The sequence below is a fragment of the Pseudomonas sp. TH15 genome (genome assembly GCF_016651105.1).
Taxonomy (GTDB): domain Bacteria; phylum Pseudomonadota; class Gammaproteobacteria; order Pseudomonadales; family Pseudomonadaceae; genus Aquipseudomonas.
The window spans coordinates 3306356-3318819 of record NZ_JAEKEL010000001.1 but is presented as its reverse complement, the minus strand read 5'-3'; the positions used below and the strand labels follow the sequence as shown (position 1 = coordinate 3318819).

Below are 12464 nucleotides of genomic sequence, written 5' to 3'. Positions count from 1 at the left end.
GTTCAGGCCGATAACCTGGCTTCTTCGAGGTATTGGCTACGGTTGACGAACGTCTCGCGCGGCATTTCCCGAACATCCATCGACAACGCCTCGACGTCCGGTAGCAATGCCACCAGCGCCGCGATGGTCGCCGAGGCGAGGCAACGCTGCTGTTCAGCGCTACGCCCGGCCAACAGGTAGAGGACGACGTGGACAAAATCGTCTTGTGTCGCGCCGCAGCGATAGTGAACAAAGCGGTTGAGCCGCACCTTGATATCGCCAGGCTTGAACACGCCAAAAGCGTCGAGGGCATCGTGTACGGCGGCCAGCAGCGTCGCTTCACCGACGCGCCTGGCCAGGGATTCGGGGCAATCGATAAGGCAATGGGGCATGAGGCATTCTCCACAATTGATCCGCTTAACCGGCGAGCTGGCGCTCCGATTCCTGACTGAAATCACGACTGGCCTGCACCAGCATTCGCGTATAGGCGTGGGTTGCCAGATCCTGGCTGAGCGCCTGACTGTCGAGCAGCTCGACGATTTTGCCTTGCTGCATCACCGCCACCCGATCACACAAATGCGTCACCACACCCAGGTCATGCGTGACCATCAGATACGTGAGCTTCTCGCGTCGGCGCAGATCCGCCAGCAGATTGAGGATTTCCGCCTGCACCGACACATCCAGCGCCGAGGTCGGCTCATCGAGCAGCAACACACGCGGCTCAAGAATCAGCGCTCGGGCGATCGCCACGCGCTGGCGCTGCCCACCCGATAATTGGTGCGGATATCGAAAGCGAAAACTGTCGTTCAAACCGACCTTGAGCAGGATCTCGTTGATCCGGTCATCCTTGTCGCGCACGCCGTGAATAATCAGCGGCTCACGCAGTGCGGTATCGACGGTATGACGTGGGTGGAGTGATCCATAGGGATCCTGGAAAACCATCTGTACGTGGCGGAAATGCTCCTTGGGGATTTTGTGTTGCAGCGGCGCGCCGGCAATGCTCAGCTCGCCGGTCCAATGCCGGTACTGCCCGGCCAGGCAGCGCAGCACGGTGGTCTTGCCCGAACCGGACTCCCCCACCAGACCAAAGGATTCACCGTCAGCCACGCTGAGACTGACGTCGTGCAGCACCTGATTGAGGGCCGGGCCGGCGCCGAAACTCAGGTTCAGCGCGTTTGCTTGGATCATGGGCATGGTCGGTTCCTCAGCAAGTCAGCCATTGTGGGTCGCGTTGCAGCACCGGCAACCGTTCGCGACGATTGTCCATGCTCGGCAATGCCGCCAGCAGGCCACGGGTATAGGGATGTTGGGCGTGTTGCAGGTCGCAGGCAGCGAGCGACTCGACCACCCTGCCCGCGTACATCACCAGCACGCGATCACAGTAATTACGCACCAGGTTGAGGTCATGGCTGACAAAAATCAGGCCCATTTCCTGCTGCTCGACCAGTTCCTCAAGCACGTTGAGCACTTGCTGACGCACCGAGACATCGAGGGCCGAGGTCGGCTCATCGGCGATGATCACTTGCGGCCGCGTGATGACCATCATCGCGATCATGATGCGCTGGCCCATGCCGCCGGAAACTTCATGCGGATACAGGTTGTAGACCCGCTGCGGGTCACGGATATGCACTTTTTCGAGCATCTCCAGCACCCGCTCACGGGCCTCGCTGCGGCTGGCCTTGTGGTGCGCCAGATACGCCTCGGCAATCTGCTCGCCGACCTTGACCACCGGATTCAGCGAGTATTTCGGGTCCTGCATGATCATCGAAATGCGCTGGCCACGAATCTTCTGCATGACCTTTTCCCCGGCCGACAACAGATCGACTTCACCGAACTGCATGGCCTTGGCGGTGATCCGCGCGCTGGGCGGATGCAACTTGAGCAGACTGCGGCCGACCGTTGATTTGCCGGAGCCCGACTCACCGACAATGGCGAGTTTTTCCCGCCCCAGAGTGAAGGACACATCGCGTACGGCGTGGGTTTCTTTCTGACCACTGACGAAGCGCACATTGAGCCCTTCGACGTTCAATTTGATTGCAGACATACAGCCTCCGATTACTCGCTGCGCGGATCAAGAATGTCCCGCAGGCCGTCGCCCAACAGGTTGAAAGCCAGGCTGACCAACATGATCGCGGCGCCTGGAACTGCCACCAGCCACCAGCACTCGAGCATGTAGCGCCGGCCGGTGGAAATCATCGCGCCCCACTCCGGCGAAGGCGCTTGTGCGCCCAGACCGAGAAAGCCCAAGGCGGCGGCGGTGAGGATGATCCCGGCCATGTTCATGGTCAGGCGGATGATCACCGACGACATGCACATCGGCACAATGTGCCGCAGGATGATTCGCGCTGAAGACGCACCTTGCAGCTCGACGGCCACGACGAAATCGGCTTTGCGCAGCGACAGGGTTTCCGCCCGCGCCAGACGTGCGATTGGCGGCCACGACGTTAGCGCAATCGCCACCACCGCGTGCTCCAGGCCCGGGCCCAACGCTGCGATGAATGCCAGCGCCAGCACCAGGCTGGGGAAGGAAATGAAGATGTCGGTCAGGCGCATGAACACTGTGTCGACAATCCCGCCGTAGTAACCGGAGACCGTGCCGATAAACAGGCCGATCGGGCCGACAATCACCGTCACCAGCGTGATGATGTACAGGGTGATGCGCGAGCCGTAGACCAGCCGGCTGAAGATGTCCCGACCGTATTCGTCGGTGCCGAACCAATGCGCGGCGCCAGGGGCCTGTAGCGCATTGGCGAGGTTTTGCGCGACCGGATCATGGGTGGCGATCCACGGCGCGAATATCGCCACGACCACCAGCACCATCGCCACCAGCAATCCGGCGAGGGTCATCGGGTTGCGCAGCAAGTGCCGCAGCACTTTCAGGCCACTCTTGCAGAAGGCGTCGAAGCTGGATCCGGGGTGCGATCCAGTCGCCGTTTGGCACTGGAATCGGTAGAAGACATGTTGGCAATCATGGGCATGTTCTCGGATTGAATTCACGATCAGCCGCTGCGCCCGAAAGCGCACCGGGCGGCATTCAGCGTTGCTTGTAAACACCCAGGTAGCGCGTCGCCTCGGCGTCATCGCCGGCGAAACCCTTGACGTCGGCGGCGCTGACCACGGTGTCGGTCATCTGCGAAATCATCAGGATCGGGCCGACCTGCTGGTCATAGAGTTTCTGTGCCTGGTGATACAGGCTCAGCCGCTGACTGGCGTCGCGCTCGACTCCGGCCTGATCGATCAGGCTGTTGAGCTGCGGATTGAAGAACGAGGCCCGCCAGCCCTGGAAGTTAGGCAAACCAGCGTCATCGCTGTTGTTGGGGTTGTAGGCGAAAGTGCGCAAGCTGAAATACGGATGCGGATAACGCTCGGCCCCACGCGCGACGATGATCTCGAAGTTGCGTGCACGCATCGCGCCGTACACCTGATTGCCGGTGCCGGTGACGATATTGGCCTTGATCCCGCCTTCGGCGAGCGTCGCTTGCAGACGCGCAGCAATGTCGATGAAGGGCGGCTCCGACAGCGTGCGGATGGTGGTGCTGAAACCTTCGGGGTAACCCGCTTCGGCGAGCAGTTTCTTCGCGTTTGCCACGTCCATGTGATAACCCGGATCGGGCAGGCGCGCTTGCAGACTCAGTTGCATCGGTTGCTGATTGAGCTTGCCGTAATACGGCATCACCTGTTCGTCGAGGCCCTTGTAGTCAATCAGGTTGCGCACTGCTTCGCGCACCTTGGGATTGGCAAATTCAGGCTGTTTCATGCTCATCGCGACGTAATACATAGTGCCGCGCGGCAACGACTGAACGTGGATTTTCTCCGAGCCGTCGATGGCTCGAATGTCCGGTGCAGCCATACCGTAGGCCATATCGAGATCACCGCGTTCGAGCATCAGACGCAGCGACTGCGATTCGGTCATGTGCCGTACCACCACACGTTTGAGCTTGGCCGCGCCACCCCAGTAGCCGTCGAAACGGGTCAGCAACAGCGAGTCATTGGCCGTCCACTTGGTCAGCACGAAAGGGCCGCTGCCAGCCTCGTTGGTCACCAGCCAGCCGGCACCCAGGTCGCCATTCTTCTCATGGGCCAATGCTGTTTTTTTATCGACCACCACCGCACTCGGCGAAATCGCCAGCGAGTCGACCAACAGCAGCGGATCCATGGTTTGCGGCAGATCGATGACCAGCGTGTGGGCATCACTGGCGCGGATCAGCGACTGAATGTTGTCGACGTTGTAGCCGTAGGCTTTCCAGGTAGTCGCCAAACCGAAGTTGAGCTTCATCACTCGGTACAGCGACCAGGCCACATCTTCGGCGGTCAGCGGATTGCCGGAATGAAACTTCACGTCCTGACGCAGATGAAACGTCACCTGCTTGCCGTCCTCGCTGATCTCCCAACGCTCGGCCAGTTGCGGCAGGTGCTTTTCCGGGTCGCCCTGATCACGCTTGACCAGCGTGTCGTACAGGTTGGCGTTGACCCCGGAAGCATCCAGACCAGGCGCATTGGCCGGGTCGATGGAGAACAGGTTGACCATGCTCATGCCGACGATCAACTGATCGGCCGGGGTCTTGGCATTGGCCAGCGTCATCGGCCCCAGCGCCAGGATCGCCGCCAACAGGCTTGCGTGCAGTTTGGTAAATGCAGTCGTCATTGAAGAATCCTTCTTTTTATAGTTTTTAGTGCTGCGGCGTTGCGGGTTAACGGGTGCGTGGATCGAAGACCTTGTACAAGGCATCACTGATCAGGTTGAGCGCGACGAAAATCAATCCGATCACCAGCACGCACCCCATCACCGCGTTCATGTCACCGAGCATCAGGCTACTGGTCAGGTATTGGCCAAAACCGGGCCAGGCAAACACCGTTTCGATGAGCACGGCACCTTCGAGCAGCGAGCCGTAGGCCAGCGCCACCACCGTCAGCAACTGCACAAGAATGTTACGGAAGGCGTGCCCCCAGACCACCTGGCGCCGCGAGAGGCCCTTGACCCGTGCGGTGATGATGTATTCCTGCGACAGCTGCTCAAGCATGAAGCTGCGCGTCATGCGGCTGATGTACGCCACCGAATTGAGGCCGAGAATCAGCGCTGGCAGGACGATGTGGCGCAAGGCGCTGGCGAAGGCTTCCCAGTCGCGCGCCAGGCTCGTATCGATCAGCAACAGGCCGGTGACCTCGGGCACCATGCCGTCATAGGCCAGATCAATGCGCCCGGCACCGCCGGCCCAACCGAGCCAGGCGTAGAACACCAGCAAGCCCATCATGCCCAGCCAGAAGATCGGCGTGGAGTAACCGAACAAGGTAATCACCCGCGCCACATGATCGCCGAGGCGCCCTTGATTGCTGGCCGCACACACGCCCAGCGGCAAGCCGATCAGCACGCCGAACAGAATGGCCAGCGTCGCCAGCTCGATGGTTGCCGGGAACACCCGACGGATGTCGTCGAGCACCGGGTGACCGGTCAGCAGCGCATTGCCGAAATTGCCGTGCAGCAAGTCGTTGAGGTACAGACCGAATTGAGTCCAGATCGGCTTGTCCAGACCCATTGCCCGATAGACCTGATCGTAGGTGGAACTGTCGGCGTCCGGGCCGACCACCGCCAGCACCGGATCAAGCGGCATGACCCGGCCGATGACAAAGGTCAACGCCAACAGACCGAGCAAGGTCACCAGCACCGTGCTCGCGCGCCGGGCGGTATTGGAAGCGCGGGCTCCCATGGCAGAGGCAGTCATAACAAACATAGTGAGCTCCTGATAAATCGGTCACCGCTGCAGCCGAAGCGCGGGGTTCACCCCGCGCGGTGTTCAGCGCTTCTTGTAGACGTCTTTGTAGCGCGTGGTCGCTGCCGTGTGGCCTTGGAAATCAGCAACGTCGGCATACACCAGCACCGTATCGGTCATCTGCGAGACCGGCAGAATGGCGCCCACCTGTTGATCGAGTTGCTGCTGAATCTGCTGGTACTGAGCGAGTTGCTTGTTGGCATCGGGCTCGACCTCAGCGCTCTCGATCAACTGGTTCAACTCGGGGCTGTAGAACGACGTGCGCCAGCCCTGAAAATTGCTCAGCTTGGCTTCGTCGCGGTTGTCCGGGTTGTACACCAGTGTGCGCAGGCTCGAATGAGGATGACGCTCCGCCCCGCCACCGCCGCGCCCGACGATGATGTCGAAACTGCGTTCACGCATGGCGCCGTAGATCTGGTTACCGGTGCCGGTGATGATGCTGGCCTCGATCCCGGCCTGAGCCAGGGTCGATTGCAGATTGGAGGCAATGTTGATGAACGGCGGCTCGGCCAGCACGCGGATGCTGGTTTTGAAACCGTTGGGGTAACCGGCTTCGGCGAGGAGTTTTTTCGCCTCTTCGACATTCAGCGTGTAACCGGGATCGGGCAGACGCGCAGCCAGACCCAGCGGCATCGGCCGCTGATTGAGCACGCCGTAATGCGGCATGACCGTCTGGTTGATGCCCTGATAGTCGATCAATGAGCGCACGGCTTTACGCACCCGCGCATCGGCGAACATCGGCTGCTTCACACTCAGCGCGACGTAATACAACGTGCCGCGCTGCAGGGTTTGCGTGCGCACCTTGTCGCTTTTTTGCAGGGCTTCGATGTCCGGCGCGGACATGCCTTTGGCGATGTCGAGGTCGCCGCGCTCAATCATCAGACGCAACGACTGCGACTCGGTCATGTTGCGCATGACGATGCGCTTGAGCTTGGCCGGGCCTCCCCAATAGTTGTCGAAACGACTCATCAGTATCACGTCATTGGCGCGCCAGTCATTGAGCACAAACGCGCCGCTACCGGCCGCGTGCGTGACCAGCCAGGCAGCGCCCAGGTCATTGTTTTTTTGGTGTTCGAGGACTTTTTTGCGATCAAGAATAAATGCGCTGGGCGACGTCGCCAGCGTGTTGAGCACCAGCATCGGGTCAGTCGGGCGTGGCAGCTCGATGACAAAGGTATTGGCATCCGTGGCACGCATCGAACGCTCGACATTCTCGGCGGTGAAACCGTAGGCCTTCCAGGTGGAAGCCAAGGCGAGGTTGAGCTTGAGTACCCGTTGCAGCGACCAGGCAACGTCTTCGGCAGTCAACGGATTGCCGGACTGAAACTGCACGCCGGAGCGCAGGTTGAAGGTCAGGGTCTTGCGGTCATCACTGACCTGCCAGCGCTCAGCCAGTGCCGGCAACAGGCGATCCGGCTGAGCGACATCCTGCACCAGCAACATGTCATAGAGGTTGGCATTGATCTCCGACACGTCCAGACCAGTGGCTGCCGCCGGATCAAGGGACAGCAGATTGATCATGCTCATGCCGACGATCAGTTGATCGGCCGGGGTTTTGGCGTAGGCCACAGGTAACACGCCGACCACCAGAGTCGCCGCCAATACCCGCGCCCACAGCGAAGGAAGAATGCTCATAGCGAGAGTGCCTTTCTTATATTTATAGGGCTCTCGGACAGCCCGGCGTGTACCGGGCAGCCCGCTTACACGTCAGAAGCTTTTCAGCGTATTCATCTCGATGAAGTTGAAATCGATCTCTTCGCCCAGACCTGGCAGGTCGGACAGATGCACGAAACCGTCGCTGTCCATCGGGTCGACCAGACGTTTCAGGTAGGCCGGCACTTCGTCGTAATCCAGATACGGGTGCAGCAAGCCACGTTCGTACCAGGTGCAGTTCTTGATCGCGCCGACCACCGCCAGATTCGCCGCACCATTGCCGTGGATTTCACAATCCATGCCGAACGATTCAGCCATGTGCGCAACCTTCAAGCACGGTGCAATCCCACCCACGCCAGCGACACCGGCACGCAGGATGTCGCAGACATCGTTCTTCACCCAACTGGCCCGGCTCAGGTGTTTGCCGGACAGGGTTTCCGGGCCCAGCACCGGGATGTCCAACTGACCCGCCAGCCAGGCATAGGATTCGGCGGACTCTTCCATCATCGGCTCTTCGAACCAGGCGAAGTCGAGCTTTTCCAGCTCGCGGCCGATGTACAGCGCTTCGGTGCGGCTGTACCAGTGATAACCATCGAGCATCAGGGCGATATCCGGCCCCACCGCTTCGCGCACCGCGGCACAGGCTTTTACGTCAATGCGCGGGCTCGGCGCGAACGACACCGGCGGCATCCAGGTGTGCAATTTGATCGCCTTGTAGCCGCGCTCGACCAGGGTTTCGGCAAACCGGCCGTAGTCTTCCGGCGTGGCCAGACCGCCCGGCAACTCATCGCCGCACATGGTCGAACCGTACGCCGGCACCTTGTCGCGGAAACCGCCGATCAGCTTGTGCACCGGCAGCCCGAGCTTGCGCCCCGCCCAGTCCCACAAGGCTTGCTCGACCAACGCCAGAGCACGGTCAGTCAACTGGCTGGCACTGCCGCGCTGCCAGTGTGCGAGGTCGTGCCAGATCTTTTCGCGATCGAAGGCGTTTTGCCCGACCAGCACTTTGCGCACAAAACCATCCAGCACATAAGGACGGATCAGCTCAGGCGCGCCGAAGGCATAACCCTCCTTGCCGTCTTCAGTCTGGATGCGCAACAAAGCCATTTGCGCCTGGGTGACATCACCGGGATGGGCATGCCCTGCGCTGTCGACGGCGCGGCGAGTGGGATAGGAAAAACCTGGACGTTGACTGCTGTGATTCTCATGGACGTCTTTAGCCTTCTTATTGGATTTGTGACAAGAGTGTCGTCTGTTGTCGCCGATCATAGGTCATCGTACAACGCTTGAAAAGACCCAAAAATACAGCTCGCTCTCTTGCCTTCCTCTACCCAATAACCAGCAAACCTCCGTTTTTAAAGACAACTGTTGAATAACACGACTGGCTTTAGAGCCCTATTCATAGGCCATATATGTGTCTAGATGTTTCAAAAGCAGCAAAATGACGTAGACGAGTCATCTTGTCGTACGATAACTTATATCTGCACCTCAAATGAGAGACAGACGCAACACCGGGGTGCCCGTAGTCCTTGTCAAACGACCCTAACAAAAACAAAAAAAGAAGACCGTATGAACACCACCCTACGCACGCTCGTGACTGTTGCGACCCTCAGCCTGCCTTTCTGCGCCAGCGCTGACTCTGCCAGCATCAACTACCGCCACCAGTACACCGAAGACGACAGCGCCCACGCTGATCGAGTCAAACTCAACTACCGACTGGACAGTGGACTGGGATTTGAAGCGGAAATGAAATACCGCACCGCCGGCGATCGCAAAGATGTCGCCTACGACAACATGGTCAACAACGGCCATGAGTTCACGGTCAGCTACAACTACAAACTCAGCGCGCAATCGACGCTGACCCCAGCGTTCCAGATGGACAGCTCCAAGGATGCGACCGCCTACAAGTTCGGCCTCAAGTACAACTACAAAATCGACGACGCCTTTTACGTAGCGACGCGCTATCGCCTGGACCTGCGCAAACTCGATCGCGACCAGGTCAACAAAGACATGCCCGATCACTACAAGGATGACCAGACCACCCACCGCTTCGAAGGCTGGCTCGGCTACACACCAGCCAACAAGTGGGCTTACGAATATCAGTTCATCTATTTCAAGACCGACTACATCCGCTACGACAACAAGAAGAGCGACTACGAACAGAACCTGATCGTCAAATACAAGCTGACCAAGCAATGGGCACCGTTCATGGAAATCGGCGACGTCAAAGTCGACTCCACCTCCCCCGATCGCCAAGCGCGCTGGCGTCTCGGGGTTCAGTACAACTTCATGTAAGCCCCGCACCAGGCCGAGTTGCCGAGCGCGCATCGCTCGTCAACTCGGCATCTCTCCCTGAACCGACATTCACCACAGCGCAATGGAAGACCTGACCATGACCACGCAAACCTCGCAGCAAAAACCCTTCAAGCGCATTCTGCTGACCGGCGCCGCCGGTGGCCTGGGTCAGATACTCAGAGAAACCCTGCAGGCGCATGCCGAAATCGTCCGTTCCTCGGACATCAGCCCGATGGCCGAGAGCCGTGGCGAGCATGACGAAGTGATCAATTGCAATCTGGCCGACAAGGCTGGCGTGGCAGCCCTGGTCGAAGGGGTCGATGCCATTGTCCATTTGGGTGGGATTTCGGTAGAGAGGCCTTTCGAAGAAATTCTCGAGGCAAACATTCGCGGCACCTTTCATATTTATGAAGCGGCGCGTCAGCAAGGGATCAAACGGATCGTGTTTGCCAGCTCCAACCACGTCACCGGGTTTTATTCACAAGACGCCGAAATCGATGCCCATTCACCGCGTCGCCCTGACGGTTATTACGCGTTATCGAAAGCTTACGGCGAGGACATGGCGACGTTCTACTTTCACCGCTATGGCATCGAAACGGTGAGTTTGCGCATCGGCTCCTCATTCCCCGAGCCACGCAATCTACGCATGCTCTCGACGTGGCTGAGCTATGCAGATCTTGAGCATCTGGTCGCACGCGCACTGCTGGCCGACGATGTGAAGCACAGCGTGGTTTATGGTGTTTCTGCCAACCGCGATCAATGGTGGAGCAATCGCCACGCCGCACATCTGGGCTTTGCCCCTCAGGACAGTTCCGAAGCCTTCCGCGCGAAAATGGAACAACAACCCAAGCCTGCCGCCGACTCGCCCGACAGCCTGTTTCAAGGCGGAGCGTTTACCGCTGCCGGACCATTCGACGACCTTGCGGCGCGCCACCAATGAATGCCGAACTGATCGTCGACGCACGCAATGCAACGGGCGAAAGCCCGGTCTGGCAAGCGGCGGAAAAGGCCCTTTATTGGGTGGACATTCCCGCCGGCCGGTTGCACCGCTGGCAGACTGACGGCAAGACCGACAGTTGGCAGGCAGACGAAATGCTCGCGTGCATTGTCCGCAGCTCGGCGGGGCACTGGATCGGCGCGCAGGAAACCGGTCTGTTCAAATTGCTGCCACAGGCCGATGGTCACTTGAGTGCGGAAAAGCTCGCCGGAGTCGAGCACGCCAGCGCGCCGATGCGTTTTAACGATGGTCGTTGCGATCGTCAGGGACGCTTCTGGGTCAGTACGATGCAAACCCACATGGGCGCAGACGCGGTCGGTGCACTGTATAGATATGATCCGAAATCCGAAGGCATCGTCGATCGGCTTGCCGCGCAAATCGAAGGGCTGGTGGTACCCAATGGGCTGGCGTTCAGCCCGGATGGCCGGACGATGTATTTGTCCGACTCGCACCCGACGCAACAGCACATCTGGGCCTTCGACTACGACATCGACAGCGGCACGCCACACCACCGTCGCGCCTTCGTCGACATGAATAATCATCCGGGACGGCCGGACGGCGCGGCGGTCGATTCTGAAGGGTGTTACTGGATCTGCGCGATTGATTCAGGGCAGGTTCTGCGCTTTACCCCTGAAGGAAAGCTTGATCGTTCACTGCCGCTTCCGGTGAAGAAACCGACGATGTGCGCGTTTGGCGGCGACCGTCTCGACACGCTGTTTGTCACCTCGATTCGCCCTCAAGGCATCGACCTCAGCGACCAGCCTCTAGCGGGTGGAGTCTTCGCCTTGAATCCAGGCGTCAAGGGGCTGCCCGAACCCATGGCGCGGGCCTGAGGCCTGCCATCAAGCGTTCAACGCCTCGACGGCGGCGGCCTCATACGCGCGGCGCATCCGCTCGCGGCTGTTGGACAAATGCAGGCGCATCGCCGCGCGCGCAGCATCGGCATCGCGGCGAACAATCGCCTTGTAGATGTCTTCGTGCTCGCGGCTTAAACGCTCCAGATAGGGCTCTTTATTGTCGTTGACCACACGCTTGGAATGCAGCCGCGTGCGCGGAAGAATACTGACCCCAAGGTGCAGCATGATGTCGGTGAAATAGCGATTACCTGTAGCCAACGCGATTTGCTGGTGAAACTGAAAGTCGGCAGACACCGCGTAATCGACACTGACCGCTCGAGAATTGAGCGCATCCAGCGAGTCGCGCATCAGTTGCAACTGCTCATCGGTGCGACGCGCACAAGCCAGACCGGCAGCTTCGACCTCCAGGCTGATGCGCAACTCAAGCACCGCCAGTACGTCCGCTAACGTGACAATGCTGTCCGGGTCGATGCGAAAACCGCTCGGGCTAGGAATGTCTCGGACAAACGTGCCGATGCCGTGACGGGTTTCCACCAGGCCTGCTGCCTGCAAACGGGAAATCGCCTCACGTACGACAGTACGACTGACCCCATGCTCCTCCATGACTTGAGACTCGGTCGGCAATTTTGTCCCGCGCGCCAGCTCACTGCTGCAAATGCGCCGGGAAAGTTCAGTGACCAACTCCTCCGCCAGACTTCGATGTCTTCGGCGAACACTCGGTTGGACGTAGTGTTTGTCCATCAGGAACAAATTTCTCGAAATTGCCAATAAGTGCTCATCATAGCCCATTCAGTTGTACGACAACGCATATGTTCGATGATAGTATTTCGCATGTAGCGGACGTTCGATTCGCTGCAATGGCGATAAGGACGTCCGCTCGAGAAACGCGCAGGCCTGCTGCGCGTTAAACAACTC

General features: G+C 59.4%; 10 protein-coding genes and 2 pseudogenes. 3 read left to right on the top strand and 9 right to left on the bottom strand.

Translation table 11 applies throughout. The features are described 5' to 3' along the window. Nucleotides 1-2: 2 nt before the first annotated feature. The 8 genes and pseudogenes from JFT87_RS14980 to JFT87_RS14945 all read right to left on the bottom strand — a co-directional run bounded on the left by JFT87_RS14980 (nt 3) and on the right by JFT87_RS14945 (nt 8608). Nucleotides 3-371 (bottom strand): 5-carboxymethyl-2-hydroxymuconate Delta-isomerase, encoded by a 369-nt coding sequence (locus JFT87_RS14980; RefSeq protein ID WP_201202366.1) that lies wholly within the window; start codon nt 369-371, stop codon nt 3-5. 25 nt (nt 372-396) lie between these two features. Next, entirely contained in the window at nt 397-1173 is a 777-nt protein-coding gene (locus JFT87_RS14975) for an ABC transporter ATP-binding protein (RefSeq protein WP_201202365.1), read from the bottom strand. Nucleotides 1174-1183: 10 nt separating this feature from the next. Then, nucleotides 1184-2023, bottom strand: a complete 840-nt coding sequence (locus tag JFT87_RS14970) for an ABC transporter ATP-binding protein (RefSeq protein ID WP_201202364.1) — start codon at nt 2021-2023, stop codon at nt 1184-1186. 11 nt (nt 2024-2034) lie between these two features. Further along, a pseudogene (locus tag JFT87_RS14965) lies at nt 2035-2951 on the bottom strand (ABC transporter permease). Between the two features lie 62 nt (nt 2952-3013). Further along, nucleotides 3014-4624 (bottom strand): ABC transporter substrate-binding protein, encoded by a 1611-nt coding sequence (locus tag JFT87_RS14960; protein WP_201202363.1) that lies wholly within the window; start codon nt 4622-4624, stop codon nt 3014-3016. Between the two features lie 46 nt (nt 4625-4670). After that, nucleotides 4671-5684, bottom strand: coding sequence for an ABC transporter permease (locus tag JFT87_RS14955; protein WP_446739734.1), 1014 nt, complete (start codon nt 5682-5684; stop codon nt 4671-4673). A gap of 87 nt (nt 5685-5771) precedes the next feature. Then, nucleotides 5772-7382 (bottom strand): ABC transporter substrate-binding protein, encoded by a 1611-nt coding sequence (locus tag JFT87_RS14950; RefSeq protein ID WP_201202359.1) that lies wholly within the window; start codon nt 7380-7382, stop codon nt 5772-5774. Nucleotides 7383-7454: 72 nt separating this feature from the next. Further along, nucleotides 7455-8608: pseudogene (locus JFT87_RS14945) on the bottom strand (mandelate racemase family protein). A gap of 361 nt (nt 8609-8969) precedes the next feature. Here JFT87_RS14945 and JFT87_RS14940 point away from each other — a divergent pair. The 3 genes from JFT87_RS14940 (at nt 8970) to JFT87_RS14930 (ending at nt 11525) form a co-directional block, all read left to right on the top strand. Next, entirely contained in the window at nt 8970-9695 is a 726-nt protein-coding gene (locus tag JFT87_RS14940) for an oligogalacturonate-specific porin KdgM family protein (RefSeq protein ID WP_201202357.1), read from the top strand. 97 nt (nt 9696-9792) lie between these two features. Further along, on the top strand, nt 9793-10635 hold the full coding sequence (locus tag JFT87_RS14935; protein WP_201202355.1) for an NAD-dependent epimerase/dehydratase family protein: 843 nt from the start codon (nt 9793-9795) through the stop codon (nt 10633-10635). Next, entirely contained in the window at nt 10632-11525 is an 894-nt protein-coding gene (locus JFT87_RS14930; RefSeq protein WP_201202353.1) for an SMP-30/gluconolactonase/LRE family protein, read from the top strand. The genes JFT87_RS14935 and JFT87_RS14930 overlap by 4 nt, the downstream gene beginning before the upstream one ends. A gap of 9 nt (nt 11526-11534) precedes the next feature. On the opposite strand, the gene JFT87_RS14925 is transcribed toward JFT87_RS14930, so the two are convergent. Continuing rightward, nucleotides 11535-12290, bottom strand: a complete 756-nt coding sequence (locus JFT87_RS14925; RefSeq protein WP_201202352.1) for a FadR/GntR family transcriptional regulator — start codon at nt 12288-12290, stop codon at nt 11535-11537. Nucleotides 12291-12464 lie beyond the last annotated feature (174 nt).

Excerpts from the sequence above, each read along its gene's own strand:
- JFT87_RS14980 (WP_201202366.1), bottom strand. The coding sequence starts at position 371 with ATGCCCCATTGCCTTATCGATTGCCCCGAATCCCTGGCCAGGCGCGTC.
- JFT87_RS14975 (WP_201202365.1), bottom strand. The coding sequence starts at position 1,173 with ATGCCCATGATCCAAGCAAACGCGCTGAACCTGAGTTTCGGCGCCGGC.
- JFT87_RS14970 (WP_201202364.1), bottom strand. The coding sequence starts at position 2,023 with ATGTCTGCAATCAAATTGAACGTCGAAGGGCTCAATGTGCGCTTCGTC.
- JFT87_RS14960 (WP_201202363.1), bottom strand. The coding sequence starts at position 4,624 with ATGACGACTGCATTTACCAAACTGCACGCAAGCCTGTTGGCGGCGATC.
- JFT87_RS14955 (WP_446739734.1), bottom strand. The coding sequence starts at position 5,684 with ATGGGAGCCCGCGCTTCCAATACCGCCCGGCGCGCGAGCACGGTGCTG.
- JFT87_RS14950 (WP_201202359.1), bottom strand. The coding sequence starts at position 7,382 with ATGAGCATTCTTCCTTCGCTGTGGGCGCGGGTATTGGCGGCGACTCTG.
- JFT87_RS14940 (WP_201202357.1), top strand. The coding sequence starts at position 8,970 with ATGAACACCACCCTACGCACGCTCGTGACTGTTGCGACCCTCAGCCTG.
- JFT87_RS14935 (WP_201202355.1), top strand. The coding sequence starts at position 9,793 with ATGACCACGCAAACCTCGCAGCAAAAACCCTTCAAGCGCATTCTGCTG.
- JFT87_RS14930 (WP_201202353.1), top strand. The coding sequence starts at position 10,632 with ATGAATGCCGAACTGATCGTCGACGCACGCAATGCAACGGGCGAAAGC.
- JFT87_RS14925 (WP_201202352.1), bottom strand. The coding sequence starts at position 12,290 with ATGGACAAACACTACGTCCAACCGAGTGTTCGCCGAAGACATCGAAGT.